We start from the raw sequence: 15170 nt of genomic DNA, 5'->3' as shown, positions 1-15170 counted from the left end.
GCCGCGGTGGAACGGGCCGCCGAACCCGCCCCCGCCGAACCCGCCCCGGCGGCCGCGTCGGCCGTCGCCGGTACCCGCACCCAGGTCGACGGGGAGACCAGGATCGTCATCCCGGCGCCCACCAACGGCCCGCTCGTGCTGGTCGAGGCGGCCTGACCGGTTATAGCCGCCGTATACCCGATCGTGACAATGCGCGTGGCGGCGGGGACCGGATAGATTCGTAGTATGCGTCGGCGCGGCCGTTCTCGGCGAGACGCGGCGTCGTTCGGTGGCCGGGACCCGGCGCCGCATGGTGGAGGATAGGCAGATACCGAGTGCGTGACGGTCGCGCACTCCGAGTCGCCCAGGCGGCACAGTAGATGGAGGCGGGATCAACCGATGGCTAATCCGTTCACGAAGGCCTGGAAATACCTGATGGCCCTCTTCGACTCCAAGATCGAGGAGCACGCGGATCCGAAGGTCCAGATTCAGCAGGCTATCGAAGAGGCCCAGCGTCAGCACCAGGCCCTGTCCCAGCAGGCCGCCTCGGTGATCGGTAACCAGCGTCAGCTGGAGATGAAGCTGAACCGGCAGCTCGACGAGGTCGAGAAGCTCAACGCCAACGCCCGCCAGGCCGTCGTCCTCGCCGACCAGGCCAATGCCGCGGGTGACACCGAGAAGGCCATCCAGTACACCAACGCCGCCGAGGCGTTCGCCGCGCAGCTGGTCACCGCCGAACAGTCGGTCGAGGACCTGAAGGTACTGCACGATCAGTCGCTACAGGCGGCCGCGCAGGCGAAGAAGGCGGTGGAGCAGAACGCGATGCTGCTGCAGCAGAAGGTCGCCGAGCGCACCAAACTGCTCAGCCAGCTCGAACAGGCCAAGATGCAGGAGCAGGTCAGTGCCTCCCTGCAGCAGATGGACAGCACGCTGTCCGCGCCCGGCAGCGTCCCCAGCCTCGACGCCGTGCGGGAGAAGATCGAACGCCGCTACGCCACCGCGCTGGGGTCCGCCGAACTCGCCCAGAACACCGTCCAGGGGCGCATGCTCGAGGTCCAGCAGGCCAGCGTCCAGATGGCCGGCCACAGCCGGCTCGAGCAGATCCGCGCGTCCATGCGCGGCGATTCGTTGCCCGCCGGAAGCACCGGCTCCGCGCTCGACGCCGGGAAGTCGGCGGCCGAACCCGCACAAGCACAACCGCAGATGGACAAAGGCCAGACCGCGCAGCAGTAGCGGCGCCACCGAGTTCGGCGAGGACAACGATGAAGTCTGACAGGTCCCGATTCCGCACCGGGTCCCGGGAGTTCGCCCGTGCCTGGCCCGAACTGCAGCCGCAGGCGGCCTACGTCGCCGACAGTCTGCGGGATGCCGGCGAGACCGCGCTCGTCGCGGTCCGCCGCTGGGCCGATCCGCGCGAACGCGGGCTCCGTCGGCGCCGCCGGGCCCGGCGGCGCAGTATCGGTCTCGGCACGGTATCCGGTCTCACCACCGCCGGTGCGGTCGGACTGGTGATCCTGTCCGCTCCCGCCTGGGCGGTCGTGGTACTCGGCGGCGGGGCGGTCGCCCTGGTGACCGGTGCTGCCCTGAGCACCCGGCGGTATCTGCGGTTGCGGCGGGCGCCGCTGCCACTGGCCGGCTATCTCCCGCGCAAACTTCCCTCCGGCCGGTCCGCCGCCCGGCCGGCCATGGCTCGATTGGCGCGGGCCGAACGCGCCTTGCACGAGGTGGCCGGGCAGATCGCCCGGTCCCGTCGGCTGCCCGCCGACGAACTCGAGGATCTGATCGCCACCGCCGGCTCCGGCGCCGCCGCGCTGACCGCGCTGGCCGCCGATATCGCCACGATGGAAGGGGCGGTCCGCACCCTCGGTGGGGGTGCGGCGCAGCTCGCCGATGCGGCCGACGTCCACCGGCTCGGGGAGACATTGCAGTCGATCGTCGCCCGGCTCGATGCCGGGGTCGTCGAGTACGAGCAGGTGGTGGCCGCGGCCGCCCGGGTTCTCGCCGTCGACGAAACGGGAGCGCTCCGCTACGAATTCGACGGTATCGTCGCCGATCTGCGGCAGGCGGCCGATCGTATGGACGGTTGGGCGCAGGCGCTCACCGAACTCGCCGACCGCGCCCCGGGGCCGTTGCCGCCGCCCGCCGCGGGCCACGTCCCGTGGCAGACGCCCGTGGCTCGGACGCCCCAGGGTCACCCGCGCCCGTAAGGTCTCAGGGACAACCCTGATCTTCCCCGGATATTGCTCTTCACCTGGTGATTTCCCGTGTCCGCGGTGCCATGCTCGAAGCAGGAGACAACCGCTGGGAGGCACGAAATGCTGTGGAAGATCATCGGCGTGGTCGCCGTCGTCTGGATCGCGCTGGCGGTGATCGGCGCACTGATCAAAGGGCTGTTCCCGATCCTGGTGATCAGCGCGGTCGTGTTCGGGCTGTATCTGCTCTACAAGGCGATCTCCGGCTCGGACGACAACTCGGTCACCAAGGTCTGATCCGCGCCCCCGACATACGGCCGGATGCCTCTCCGCTCGGAGAGTCATCCGGCTTTTCCGTACCCCGAGGGCGGGCGTGTGTTCGAATGGCGCCATGCAGCACCTTCCGGAGGATTGGCAGCGCGCCCTGGTGATCGTCGCCCATCCCGACGATATCGAGTACGGGGTCGCCGCCGCGGTGGCCCGCTGGACCGGTCAGGGCAAAGATGTGCGCTACCTGCTGGTGACCTCCGGCGAGGCGGGAATCGCGGGGATGCCACCCGCCGAGGCGGGACCGTTGCGTGAAAGCGAAGAGCGCGCCGCGGCCGCGATCGTCGGGGTGAGCGAAGTGCATTTCCTCGGCCATCCCGACGGCCGGATCGAAGCGAACCCGGCCCTGCGCCGCGATCTGGCCGCGGCGATCCGCCGGCACCGTCCGGAGCTGGTTGTCTCGGGGCACTTCGGGCCGACCTGGGCGCCGGGCATCGTCAACAGCGCCGACCACCGGGCCGTCGGCCGCGCGGCGCTCGACGCAGTCTCCGATGCCGGGAACGAGTGGATCTTCCCCGAGATCACCGATACACCACCGTGGACCGCGCGCTGGGCGGCCGTGGCCGTCCCGGCCGGCGCCACCCACGCGGTGGACGTCACCGCCACGGTGGGCGCCGCCGAGGCGTCGCTGGCCGAACACCGGCGTTATCTGGAGGCGCTGAGCCCGGAGCCGGTGGCCGATCAGGTGCGCGCGGTGGTCACCATGACAACGGGTCCACTGGAGGGTTTCGGCGCCGAACGCGCCGTGGGGTTCGAGCTGTATACCTTCACCGGCTGAGTGGTCGTCCTCCGGCGCTGGGTACCCGCGCCGGGAAACGGGTCGGTGCCCGGCCCCGCTGCGACGGCCGAAGCGCAGCCCGGAGTCGGCGCCCGCGGGCGCGCCGATAGCATGGCCGGATGCGAGTGGCTGTCGTCGCCGGCCCCGATCCGGGTCATGCGTTTCCCGCTATCGCGCTCTGCCTGCGTTTCCGGGACGCGGGTGACGATCCCGTGCTCTTCACCGGCCCCCGCTGGTTCGAGGCCGCGCGGGCGGCCGGTATCGGGGTGCGGCGGCTGAAGGGACTGGCGCCCAGGCCGATCGACGACGACGGTGACGCCGGGGCGCGGATTCATCAACGGGCCGCCTACATTTCGACCGAGATCCTGCCCGAACTGGGGGCGATGCTGCCGGAACTGGTCGTCTCCGATGTGCTCACCGCGGGCGGTGGTATGGCCGCCGAGCGGTTGCGGGTGCCGTGGGTCGAACTCTCGCCGCATCCGCTCTATCTTCCGTCGAAAGGGTTGCCCCCGATCGGCAGTGGGCTCGCGCCGGGCGCCGGGGTGCGCGGTCGTACCAGGGATTCGGTGCTGCGGATGCTGACGGCTCGCGCGGTGCGGACCGGGCAGCGGCAGCGGGAGGCCGCCCGGGCGGGGGTGGGTCTACCACCGGCCGACCCGGGTCCGGCGGCGCGGCTCGTCGCCACCCTGCCCGCGCTGGAGGTACCGCGGCCGGACTGGCCGGCGGAGGCCGAACTGGTCGGCCCGCTGCTGTGGGAGCCCACCGACCGGCGACTGGAGTTGCCGCCGGGGGACGATCCCCTGGTGGTGGTGGCCCCGTCCACCGCGCATACCGGGGTCGCCGGAATGGCGGAGACGGTGCTGGATGCCCTGGCGGGGTCCGGGGTCCGAGTCGCGATATCGATGCTGGACGAGCCGCCGGGCGCGCTGCCGGACTGGGCGACCGCCGGGCTCGGACGACAGGACGAGCTGCTCACCCACGCCGCCGTGGTGGTCGGTGGCGGTGGGCACGGGTTGCTGGCGAAATCCCTGGCCGCCGGAGTGCCCGTGGTGACCGTCCCGGGCGGCGGCGACCAGTGGGAACTCGCCAATCGCGCGCAACGCCAGGGTTCGTCGTTGCTGGTCCGCCCGCTCACGCCGGAGGCGGTGCGCGCCGCGGTGCTGCGGATACTGGCCGAACCGGGTTTCACCGCGGCGGCGAAGACGGCGGCCGCGGGCGCCGCCGAGGTGGCCGATCCGGTACAGATCTGTCACCGCGTCCTGGACTCGGTGCGGACGCACTGACCGCCCCGCGCCCACGGCCGCCGGTGCGGGTATCTTGTGCACGGTGCGGCTGACGGAATTCCAGGAACTCATGCACACCGAATTCGGCGAGGCCCGGGGCGACACTCTGCTCAACGATCACGTCATCCCCGCGCTCGGCGGCCGGACCGGCGCCGTCGCCATCGAAGCCGGTGTCGATCCCCGCGATGTATGGCGTGCGCTGTGCGCCGAATTCGACGTGCCGCGTTCCCGCTGGTGACCTCATGGCCGCCGGGGCGCGGTCAGCTCCGGCGCGTGATCGACGAGGCGCGGCGGCGCATCCACGGGCCCGGCCGGAAGGGGATACGACCGAGCTCCCGCAGTGGCGAACCGGCGCGCGTCGCGGGCTCCGCGCCGCGCGGCCACGTCGCTTGACTCGAACACCTGTTCGTCTAGGCTGAGGCCGGAACTTGTCGGTGCCGCCCTCTACTGTGGGCGCCAACCACACCACCTACCTACCACCCGGTGAAAAGGGGAGTCACGATGGCGCCACAGCCCTATGACCGCGACAAAGCGCTCGAACTCGCGCTCGCGCAGGTCGAGAAGAGTTTCGGCAAGGGGGCGGTGATGCGCCTCGGCGAAGAAGCCCGCCAGCCCGTCTCGGTGATCCCGACCGGTTCCATCGCGCTCGACGTCGCACTGGGCATCGGGGGTCTGCCCCGCGGCCGCGTCGTGGAGATCTACGGTCCGGAATCCTCCGGTAAGACCACGGTCGCGCTGCATGCGGTCGCCAATGCGCAGGCCGCCGGCGGTGTCGCGGCCTTCATCGACGCCGAGCACGCGCTCGATCCCGATTACGCCCGCAAACTCGGGGTCGATACCGACGCGCTGCTGGTATCCCAGCCCGATACCGGTGAACAGGCCCTGGAAATCGCCGATATGCTGGTCCGCTCCGGCGCCATCGACATCATCGTCATCGACTCGGTGGCCGCCCTGGTACCCCGCGCCGAGATCGAGGGCGAAATGGGCGATAGTCACGTCGGCCTGCAGGCCCGCCTGATGAGTCAGGCGCTGCGCAAGATGACCAGCGCCTTGAACAATTCCGGCACCACCGCCATCTTCATCAACCAGCTGCGCGAGAAGATCGGTGTCATGTTCGGTTCCCCCGAAACGACCACGGGCGGTAAGGCGCTGAAGTTCTACGCGTCGGTGCGGCTGGACGTGCGCCGTATCGAAACCCTGAAGGACGGAAGCGACGCGGTCGGTAACCGGACCCGGGTCAAGGTCGTGAAGAACAAGGTCTCCCCGCCGTTCAAACAGGCCGAATTCGACATTCTGTACGGACACGGAATCTCGAAGGAGGGCTCGCTGATCGATATGGGTGTGGAGCACGGATTCATTCGTAAGTCCGGCTCCTGGTACACCTACGAGGGTGATCAGCTCGGCCAGGGTAAGGAGAACGCCCGCAAATTCCTCCTGGAGAACACCGATATCCGGGACGAGGTCGAGAAGAAGATCAAGGAAAAGCTGGGGATCGGTGCGGATGTGACCGCGACGGAAGAGACCCCGGCCGATTTCTGACCCGGTGGACGCGAGGTCACGGGGGCAGACCGAGGCCACCGATCCGGTGGCGCAGATGCGGCGCCGCCTCGACGAACTCCTGGCGGCCGGTGGTACGGCCACCGGTTCCGCCCGGAGTTCACGGCCGGACGAGCCCGATCCGCAGCGGGTTCGTCCGGCCGGCTCCGGTGCACCGGACGATGCGCCGCTCGGTGGGCGCACCGAGGACGACGCGCCGGGGGGTATCGAACAGGCGAAAGAGTCCGCTCTGCGGTTACTGGCCGTCCGCGCCCGCAGCCGGGCCGAGCTCGCCCAGCGGCTGTCCGCCAAAGGATATTCGCCCGAAGTGACGGAGCAGGTTCTCGACCGGCTGGCCGAAGTGGGGCTGATCGACGACGCCGATTTCGCGCGGCAGTGGGTACGGCAGCGGCACGGTTTCTCCGGGAAGGGCCGGCGCGCGTTGGAGCAGGAACTGCGGCGTAAGGGGGTGTCGCAGGAGGACTCCGCGGCCGCACTAAAGGGCGTCACGGCCGACGACGAATACGAGCGCGCCACCGAACTGGTGCGCCGCAAACTACGGAGCCTGCCGGCGGGGCTGGACCGGGAGAAGGCCATCCGGCGGCTGGTCGGGATGCTCGCCCGGCGGGGCTACGGACATTCGGTGGCTTACGCGGTAGTGAAGTCGGAATACGAGGCCGCCGGGTTCGGCGACGAGGACGCACCGCCGGATTGAGCTGGCCTCGCGCCGCTCGACCGTGACGTCCCGGTTCAGCGGAGACCAGGGCCGGCCTCCGCGGCGGAGCGGACCCGAACACAGGATCGCGATCTGTCGAGTGCCGTTCATCGTCGGCTCCGGCCGAGGCGCCACATCCGCCGTGCGGGCGGCTCGAGTGCTGCCTGCGTTCGGCCGCCGGTCGAACATGCTTGGCTCCTGGAGATCGACCGGTGCGCCCGGGCGAGGTCTCCGGTCCGTGATACCCGTCCATCGGCTGTCCGGCCGGCTGCCTGCCACCGGATCGGTGGGGTCGGTTCCAGGACGTCGGCTCGGCGCGGGTGCACGTGCGCCAGCGGTTCCGATCGGCAGAAGTCGGAACCTCCCGACGAAGCTGCGGCAGGTCTCCATGGGATTCCGGCCGACCGGGTCCCTACGCGTGGTGGCTTCCCGCTCACAATCGTGGTGCCGGACCCGTGCGGCCCGGCACCACGGCGGACTACTTGGTGATATCCACTCCGGGGGCCGCGTCGGCGATGACCGAATCGGCCGCGACGACCGCGCTGCCACGTTTCCGGCGGCCCGCCCGCAGGCGCTTCTCCAGTCCGGTGGCGATTGTCGAGAGCAGCACATTCAGCACGATCATGATGATCGCGACCACGATCAGCGCGGGAATGGTGTTCGATTCCGCCGCCCCGAGCTGCTGCGCGCTGCGGACGACTTCCTCGTAGGTGATCACATAGCCCAGGGCCGAATCCTTCAGCGCGACCACCATCTGGGAGATCAGGGCCGGCAGCATCGCCGTGATCGCCTGCGGGAGCAGGATGAGCCGCATCAGCTGGCCCTTGCGCAACCCCAGTGCCACACCGGCCTCGGTCTGCCCCTTGGGCAGCGAGAGGATGCCGGCACGCACGATCTCGGCGATCACCGACCCGTTGTAGATGGTCAGTGCCGTCACCACGGCGCCCAGCGCCAGGTACTCGGATTCGAAGAGGTCGTATTCGGAGTACAGGGCGAACAGGAAGATCATCAGGATCAGCACCGGAACGGCCCGCGCGATCTCGACGATCGTGCCCGCGGTCCAGCGCACCCAGCGGTGATCCGAGAGCCGGGCGATACCGAAGATCATGCCGATCACCAGGGCGAACACAATGGACAGCAGCGCCGCGACCACCGTGCCACGCAGACCGGGCAGGATATAGGTGCTCCACACCGCCCCGTCCAGGAACGGCTCCCATTTCTCGGCCGTGAACTGTCCTTTGTCGGCGAAGCCGCGGTAGACGAACCAGCCCGCGGCCACGACCACCCCGAGGACCACGATGGAGTAGACGATATTGCGGACGCGGGCGACCGGGCCCGGAGCGTCGTAGAGAACGGATGCCGTGCGGCTCATCGGGCCACCTCGAATCGTTTGGCCAGATGCCCGAACAGCAGGCCGGCGGGCAGCGTCAGGATCACGAAACCGAGCGTGAAGATCAGGCCGATGGCCAGCAGCGCCGCTTCGGTTTCGATCATGTTCTTCATCAGGAACGATGCCTCGGCGACGCTGATCGCGGAGGCGACCGTCGTGTTCTTGGTCAGCGCGATGAACACACTGCCCAGCGGCGCGATCACCGAGCGGAACGCCTGGGGCAGCACGATGATCCGCAGATTCTGCAGGAAGCTCAGCCCCAGCGAGCGCCCGGCTTCCGACTGGCCTATCGGCACCGTGTTGATACCGGCCCGCAGCGATTCACAGACGAATGCCGCCGTGTACACGCTGAGGCCGATCACGGCCCAGCGGAAGTTGTTGTCGGCCAGCGAGGTGGGCCCCTCGGAGGCCAGATTCATCCCGAGCGTGGAGTGCAGGCCCAGGGAACAGAACACCAGGATGAGGGTGAGCGGGGTGTTGCGGAACACGGTCACATAGGCCGTGCCCACCCAGCGGGCCACGGGGACCGGCGATACTCGCATTCCGGCGACCACGGTACCCAGCACCAGGGAACCCACCGCCGAGAACACGGTCAGTTTTATGGTCATCCAGAATGCTTCGAGCAGCTGGGTGTCGTATTCCGAGATCAAATCGAACACGATGGTTGCGCGCCTCCGATCGGCAGGATGGGGCCGAACCGGAGGGCCGGGCCGCGGTCGCGACCCGGCCCTCCGATGCGGTGGTCAGTACCGGTCCACCTGCGGGGCCTGCGGGGTTTCGTAGCTCGCGGCCTTACCGACCGTCTCCTGGAAGGCGGTGTCCCAGGCGCCCGAGCTGATCATTTCCTCGATCGCGTCGTTGATCTTGGTGCGGGTGTCCTGATCACCCTTCTTCACGCCGATCCCGTAGTTCTCGGTGGTGAACTTCTCGCCGACGACCTTGTACTTACCGGGCGACTGCGACGCGTAACCGGCCAGGATGATGTCATCGGTGGTCACCGCGGCGACGGCGCCACTGTTCAGACCCTCGAGGCACAGCGAGTAGGTGTCGTAGGTCTGCAGCTGGGTGTCGGGGTATTTCTTCTGGATGTTCTGCGCGGGCGTGGAGCCGGTCACCGAGCACACGGTCTTGCCCTTCAGGGTGTCCGGGCCGGTGATCTCGTTGTTGTCGGCCCGGACCAGCAGGCTCTGGCCCGCCACGTAGTAGGGGCCGGCGAAATCGACCTTCTCCTTGCGCGCGTCGGTGATCGAGTAGGTGGCGACCACGAAATCGACCTGCCCGTTCTCGATCAGGGTTTCGCGCTGCGCGGAGGGGGCCTCCTTGAAGGTGATGCCCTCCGGCTGGACGCCGAGTTTCGAGGCCACGTATTTGGCCACTTCGACATCGAAGCCGCTGTAGGTTCCGTCGGTGTTACGCAGGCCCAGACCGGGCTGATCGTATTTGATGCCGATGGTCAGCTCGCCCTCCTGGGCGTTCTCCAGCGCGGTTTTGTCGCTGCCGCCGCCACAGGCCGCGGTGGTGGCGGCGGTGACGGCCACCGCTACCGCGCCGACCGCGATGCGGAGTGCTCGGTTGATCCTCATCGGTGTTCCTTCCCTCATCTCCTCGACGGCGCGATGCCCTCGAGTTTGTGCCTGTCTATCCGCCGGACAGATTCAGTGACTGAGAATCTTGCCCAGGAAGTCCTTGGCACGATCGGACTTCGGTGCGCTGAAGAATGTTTCCGGGTCGGTGTCCTCGACCACCTGGCCGTCGGCCATGAACAGCACCCGATCGCCGGCACGGCGGGCGAAGCCCATCTCATGGGTGACCACCAGCATGGTCATGCCCTCTTTGGCCAGCGAGACCATCACATCGAGGACTTCGTTGACCATTTCCGGGTCGAGGGCCGAGGTCGGCTCGTCGAAAAGCATCACCTTGGGGTTCATGGCCAGTGCGCGGGCGATGGCGACGCGCTGCTGCTGGCCGCCGGAGAGCTGGGCGGGGTACTTGTCGGCCTGGTTGGCGATACCGACCCGTTCCAGCAGTTCCATGGCGTGGCGGCGGGCCTCGTCCTTCTTGGTCCCGCGGACCTTCATCGGCGCGAGCATGACGTTGTCCACGATCGTCTTGTGCGCGAAGAGGTTGAACGACTGAAAAACCATGCCGACATCGGCGCGCAGGGCGGCGAGGGCGCGGCCCTCGGCGGGCAGCGGCACTCCGTCGACGCTGATCTCGCCGGAATCGATCGGCTCCAGCCGGTTGATGGTGCGGCAGAGCGTGGACTTCCCGGAGCCCGACGGCCCGAGCACGATCACGACCTGCCCGCGGGGCACCTCGAGATTGATATCGCGCAGCACGTGCAGGGCACCGAAGTGCTTGTCGACGGCGCGCAGGGTGATCATGGGCACAGCGGTGGTGTCGCCGGCCGCCCCTGGCGTGTCGGCGTCGGTGTCGGTCATGGCACTGACCTTAAGCCGAAATTTCGGTTTTGCGAGCCTTTCGGCGACACACCCCGGCGCCACACCGAGCCGAAATTCGGGTTTAACCCGATGGTCATCCGTTGTAATCCGTTCGCTCGGCCGCGATTTGCCCGCCGCGGGGCCGGCGGGAAGGTAGCCGGGAACCGGACAGCCGATTCCCCATATGTGGGAAGTGCCACGGCGGGCGTTCTCGTCTCCACGCGGTCGCGGGCGGGCCGGGTCCGGCCGCCGTGGCGGGAGGTGCGGATCTGCTGGAAAACGCCCGGACGGCGGCCCGTACCCTGGACGCGTGGATTCGATCGGACAGGTAGCGCTCCCCACCCGGATCGAGCCGGCCGGCGCACGCAGTTACGAGGTCCGCACCTTCGGTTGCCAGATGAACGTGCACGATTCCGAACGCTTGTCCGGCCTGCTCGAGGATGCGGGGTATCGGAAGGCCGCGCCCGGCGCGACGGCCGATCTGGTGGTCTTCAACACCTGCGCGGTGCGGGAGAACGCGGACAACAAGTTGTACGGCACCCTGGGCCATCTCGCCCCGATCAAGGCGTCCCGGCCCGGTATGCAGATCGCCGTCGGCGGCTGCCTGGCCCAGAAGGACCGCGATTCGGTGCTGAACCGGGCGCCCTGGGTGGATGTGGTGTTCGGTACCCACAACATCGGGTCGCTGCCGGTGCTGCTCGAACGCGCCCGGCACAACGACGAAGCCCAGGTGGAGATCCTGGAATCGCTCGAGGCGTTCCCGTCGACCCTGCCCGCGCGCCGCGAATCGGCGTACGCGGGGTGGGTGTCGATCTCGGTCGGCTGCAACAACACCTGCACCTTCTGCATCGTGCCCGCCCTGCGCGGCAAGGAAGTGGACCGGCGTCCCGGTGATGTGCTGGCCGAGGTGCAGGCGCTGGTGGACCAGGGCGTGCTGGAGGTGACGCTGCTCGGGCAGAACGTCAACGCCTACGGCGCCTCCTTCGCCGACCCGGGGCAGCCCCGCGACCGGGGCGCCTTCGCCAAACTGCTGCGGGCCTGCGGCGGGATCGAGGGATTGGAACGGGTGCGCTTCACCTCACCGCATCCGGCGGAGTTCACCGACGATGTCATCGAGGCGATGGCCGAGACCCCCAACGTGTGCCCGCAGCTGCATATGCCGCTGCAGTCGGGTTCGGACCGCGTGCTGAAGGCCATGCGCCGGTCCTACCGGCAGGCCCGCTATCTGGGGATCATCGAGAAGGTGCGGGCGGCCATGCCGCACGCGGCGATCACCACCGATATCATCGTCGGCTTCCCGGGGGAGACCGAGGAGGACTTCCAGCAGACCCTCGATGTGGTCCGGCAGGCCCGGTTCACCAGTGCCTTCACCTTCCAGTACTCGCCGCGGCCGGGCACCCCGGCCGCGGAGATGGCCGATCAGGTGCCCAAGAAGGTGGTGCAGGAGCGCTACGACCGGCTGATCGCGCTGCAGGAGCAGATCTGTGTGGAGGCCAATCACGCCCTGATCGGCACCGAGGTGGAACTCCTGGTCGCCGACGGCGCGGGGAAGAAGAACGCCGCGACCGCCCGGATGAGCGGGCGGGCCCGGGACGGAAGGCTGGTGCATTTCCGGCCCGACGGGGCCGCCGCGCCGATCCGCCCCGGCGACCTGGTCACCGTGGAGGTGACCGGCGCGGCACCGCACCACCTGGTCGCGGACTCGGGTGTCCGGACACATCGCCGGACCCGGGCCGGGGACGCGCACGAGGCCGGTACCACGCCGAAGACCGCGCCGATCGGTGTCGGGCTCGGGCTGCCGCGAATCGGGGCGCCCGCACCGGAACCGGTCGCCTCGGGCTGTGCCTCCGGATGCGGGACATGAGCGGCACCGACGACGACCGGAGCGACGAGGAGCGCGGCGCACCGGAGTCGCGCGACGCGACCCCGCCGGCGAACGACACGCCGGCCCCTGGACACCGATCAGGCGAGGGAGACGAGGACCACGTGAATCCGGCCGAGACCGAGCAGTTCGAAGAATTCCGCGAAGACCTCGACGCGGTGGAGCGCCGGATCGCGGGTGAGATCGACCCGGGTGTGCGCGCCATGGTGGTGGCGAGCGCGGTGTTCGTGCTGCTGCTGTCGCTGGTGCTACCGCATACCGGCGGCGCGCGGGGTTTCGATGTGCTGCTCGGATCGCAGGCGGCCACGATCGAGCATGTCGGGCTGCCGTCGCGGATCTTCGTCTGGTTCGTGCTGATTTTCGGAATCGGGTTCTCGCTGCTGGCGCTGATGACCCGGCGCTGGGTGCTCGCGTGGATCGCGGTGGCCGGATCGGCGATCGGCAGCGCGTTCGGGGTGTTCTCGATCTGGCACCGGCAGACCCCGGGTCTGAACAACTATGTGGGTTCCGGGCCGGGTATCGGCCTGATTCTGGGCACCCTCGCCATCGTGGTGCTGACGTTCCACTGGGTGAAGGTCGTCTGGAGCCGGACCGCGCTACAGCTGGCGGCCGAGGAACAGCGTCGGATCGCCGCGGCGCGCGAGGAGGAGCGGCAGCGGCGCGATCGGTTCGGCGAGGACTGACACCGCGAACCGCGGCCGTCCGCCGCGACCGGTCGGCCACGGCGGACGGAGCGTCGAACGGGGACCTCTCAGAGGTTGCTGACCGCGCCCTCCGCCGCTTCGGCCCATTCCCGCCACTGCTGGGCCTGGGCGAGGGCCTTCTCCGCATCGCGGGTCTTACCGGCGGCGGTGGCCTTGGCGGCCTGCTCCTCGAACTGCGCGACCCGCTCCCGGAACTGCGCGGCCCGGGCCAATGCCTCCGGGTCGGTGCGGCGCCACTGGGCGTCGGCGGCCTGCCGGACACGTTTCTCGATGGCGCGCAACCGGCCCTCGAGATCGTGCATCCGCTCGCGGGGCACCTTGCCGATGGCGTCCCAGCGTTCCTGCAGATCGCGCAGTGCGGCCCGGGCGCCTTCCAGGTCGGTATCGGGGTCGATGGCCGGTTCGTAACTGCTCAGCAGTTCTTCCTTGGCCAGCGCGTTGTCGGCGAACTCGGCATCGCGTTCGGAGGCCGCCGCGTTGCGCGCGGCGAAGAAGACATCCTGGGCGCTCTTGAACCGGCGCCACAGTGCTTCGTCGGCTTCCCGGGGAGCCCGGCCCGCGTTCTTCCACTCCACCAGCAGTTCCCGGAACACCGCGGCGGTACCGGCCCAATCGGTGGACCCGGACAGTTCCTCGGCCTGGACACACAGTTCTTCTTTGCGGACCTTGGCGGCGGCCCGTTCCCGGTCCAGTTCCGCGAAATGCGCGCCGCGGCGGCGGTTGAAGGCCTCCCGGGCCTTGGAGTACCGGCGCCACAGGGCGTCGTCGACCTTGCGGTCGACCCCGCGGATGGTCTTCCACTCGTCGAGGATCTCGCGCAGCCGGTCGCCGGCGGCCTTCCACTGGGTGGATTCGGCGGCGATCTGCTCGGCTTCGGCCGCGAGCGCCTCCTTGCGCTCGGTGTGCTCGTGCCGGGTGCGCTCCTTCTCCTCCTTGGCGTGCGCGGCCGCCTCGTCGGAGTGTTCGGCGATCGCGCGGAGCCGGGCGGCCAGGCTTTCGATATCGCCGATCACCGCGGCGGTCGGCAGCGTTTCGGCGAGGGCGAGGGCAGCGGCCTTGGTCTTGCGGGCATCGGTGCCGGCGGCCAGCCGAGCCTCCAGCAGGGCCACCTCGGTGGCCAGGTCGTCGAAACGCCGCCCGAAGTGCGCCAGCCCCTCGGCGGCGTCCCCGGCCTGCCAGGAACCGATGATCCGCTCGCCTTCGGCGGTCTTGACCCAGGCCGTGCCGTCCTCGTCGACCCGGCCCCAGGCGCTGGGGTCGGTGGCGCTGGGTACGACCACCGGATGCGGGTGTTCGGTGGCGTGCCCGGACGTTTTCATCGCGGCCGGGCTCGGGTGCGCCTCGCCGGGTTTGGGACGGCTACCGGGCTTGGGAGCGCTGGACGGGCGACCGGGCTTGCCCGGGCCGGGTTTTGCGGTTCCGTTGCTGTGGGTCATTGCTCCTCGTCCCTGCCGCGCGTCACGGCTGCCTGGTTTACGCGCTGCGCACTCTGGCTATGCTCTGCTCATTCTGGCTACGCCCGATCATTCTGGCTACGTCTGCCCGTCTCGGCCGTGCCGGGGTCGACATGTTGCCCGTGCGTCCGCACGCTCTTCCATTCAACCCCGGCCGCACTTCCGGCAACCTCACCGCCGACAGCGGCGGCAACCGGCCGGACCTGCGGATCCGGACTCGTCGGACCTGGTCCGGATACTTCGCACCCTAGCAATTGCCACCGGGTTTCCGGGAGAGACACTCGTACCGCGCGCGGGGCGCGGCGGTACCGGCGAACCGGCCGCGTCGCTGGTCGGCGGGTACGGGCTACGGTTGACGGCGTGTTCTGTCTAGCGGCTCTGATCCCCTCGCCGCCCGTTCTCGTCCCCGAACTGTGCGGCGGCGCGCCGGCGGCCGGCGCGGGCCGCGTTCCCGAACCGGCCGGTGCGCCGGGCGGGTCGCGGCCCCCG

Annotated in this window: 15 protein-coding genes; 10 read left to right on the top strand and 5 right to left on the bottom strand. The window is 69.4% G+C overall.

The annotated features are described in order from the left end of the window. Positions 1-378 precede the first annotated feature (378 nt). The 8 genes from pspA (at position 379) to recX (ending at position 6810) form a co-directional block, all read left to right on the top strand. Positions 379-1212: a phage shock protein PspA gene (gene pspA, locus ON38_RS16745; RefSeq protein ID WP_039825754.1), complete on the top strand. Its 834-nt coding sequence runs from the start codon at positions 379-381 to the stop codon at positions 1210-1212. Positions 1213-1241: 29 nt separating this feature from the next. After that, positions 1242-2186, top strand: coding sequence for a phage shock envelope stress response protein PspM (gene pspM, locus ON38_RS16740; protein WP_174372426.1), 945 nt, complete (start codon positions 1242-1244; stop codon positions 2184-2186). Between the two features lie 108 nt (positions 2187-2294). Further along, a complete protein-coding gene (locus ON38_RS36640) occupies positions 2295-2468 on the top strand; it encodes a hypothetical protein (protein ID WP_030521672.1) in 174 nt (57 codons plus the stop codon). Positions 2469-2562: 94 nt separating this feature from the next. Then, positions 2563-3276, top strand: a complete 714-nt coding sequence (locus ON38_RS16730) for a PIG-L deacetylase family protein (RefSeq protein ID WP_039825753.1) — start codon at positions 2563-2565, stop codon at positions 3274-3276. A 119-nt stretch (positions 3277-3395) separates the two neighbouring features. Continuing rightward, positions 3396-4559, top strand: a complete 1164-nt coding sequence (locus ON38_RS16725; protein WP_039825752.1) for a glycosyltransferase — start codon at positions 3396-3398, stop codon at positions 4557-4559. A gap of 43 nt (positions 4560-4602) precedes the next feature. After that, the gene (locus ON38_RS16720) at positions 4603-4797 is read left to right on the top strand and encodes a DUF3046 domain-containing protein (protein WP_039825751.1); all 195 of its coding nucleotides are present in this window, start codon (positions 4603-4605) and stop codon (positions 4795-4797) included. Positions 4798-5060: 263 nt separating this feature from the next. After that, positions 5061-6098 (top strand): recombinase RecA, encoded by a 1038-nt coding sequence (recA, locus tag ON38_RS16715; protein ID WP_039825750.1) that lies wholly within the window; start codon positions 5061-5063, stop codon positions 6096-6098. A 55-nt stretch (positions 6099-6153) separates the two neighbouring features. Then, positions 6154-6810: a recombination regulator RecX gene (gene recX / locus ON38_RS16710; RefSeq protein WP_083872738.1), complete on the top strand. Its 657-nt coding sequence runs from the start codon at positions 6154-6156 to the stop codon at positions 6808-6810. A 478-nt stretch (positions 6811-7288) separates the two neighbouring features. On the opposite strand, the gene ON38_RS16705 is transcribed toward recX, so the two are convergent. The 4 genes from ON38_RS16705 to ON38_RS16690 form a co-directional block, all read right to left on the bottom strand. Then, positions 7289-8182 (bottom strand): amino acid ABC transporter permease, encoded by an 894-nt coding sequence (locus tag ON38_RS16705; protein ID WP_039825749.1) that lies wholly within the window; start codon positions 8180-8182, stop codon positions 7289-7291. After that, positions 8179-8859: an amino acid ABC transporter permease gene (locus ON38_RS16700; protein WP_039825747.1), complete on the bottom strand. Its 681-nt coding sequence runs from the start codon at positions 8857-8859 to the stop codon at positions 8179-8181. The genes ON38_RS16705 and ON38_RS16700 overlap by 4 nt, the downstream gene beginning before the upstream one ends. Before the next feature lie 84 nt (positions 8860-8943). After that, a complete protein-coding gene (locus ON38_RS16695) occupies positions 8944-9783 on the bottom strand; it encodes a glutamate ABC transporter substrate-binding protein (protein ID WP_039825746.1) in 840 nt (279 codons plus the stop codon). A gap of 72 nt (positions 9784-9855) precedes the next feature. Next, positions 9856-10584 carry an amino acid ABC transporter ATP-binding protein gene (locus ON38_RS16690; RefSeq protein WP_085995427.1) on the bottom strand — a complete coding sequence of 243 codons (729 nt, stop codon included), beginning with the start codon at positions 10582-10584 and terminating at the stop codon, positions 9856-9858. A 367-nt stretch (positions 10585-10951) separates the two neighbouring features. On the opposite strand from ON38_RS16690, the gene miaB reads away from it, so the two are divergent. Together miaB and ON38_RS16680 are read left to right on the top strand one after the other, a co-directional pair. Continuing rightward, a complete protein-coding gene (miaB, locus tag ON38_RS16685) occupies positions 10952-12505 on the top strand; it encodes a tRNA (N6-isopentenyl adenosine(37)-C2)-methylthiotransferase MiaB (protein WP_169333280.1) in 1554 nt (517 codons plus the stop codon). Continuing rightward, positions 12493-13206 (top strand): Rv2732c family membrane protein, encoded by a 714-nt coding sequence (locus tag ON38_RS16680; protein ID WP_373281226.1) that lies wholly within the window; start codon positions 12493-12495, stop codon positions 13204-13206. Before miaB ends, ON38_RS16680 begins: the two co-directional genes overlap by 13 nt. Positions 13207-13274: 68 nt before the next feature. On the opposite strand, the gene ON38_RS16675 is transcribed toward ON38_RS16680, so the two are convergent. Continuing rightward, a complete protein-coding gene (locus tag ON38_RS16675; RefSeq protein WP_039825743.1) occupies positions 13275-14663 on the bottom strand; it encodes a DUF349 domain-containing protein in 1389 nt (462 codons plus the stop codon). Positions 14664-15170 lie beyond the last annotated feature (507 nt).

Origin of the sequence: Nocardia testacea NBRC 100365 (genome assembly GCF_000308775.1) — a bacterium.
Taxonomy (GTDB): Bacteria; Actinomycetota; Actinomycetes; order Mycobacteriales; family Mycobacteriaceae; genus Nocardia; species Nocardia testacea.
The sequence above is the reverse complement of the archived record's forward strand: the minus strand, read 5'-3'. Positions and strand labels throughout refer to the sequence as shown.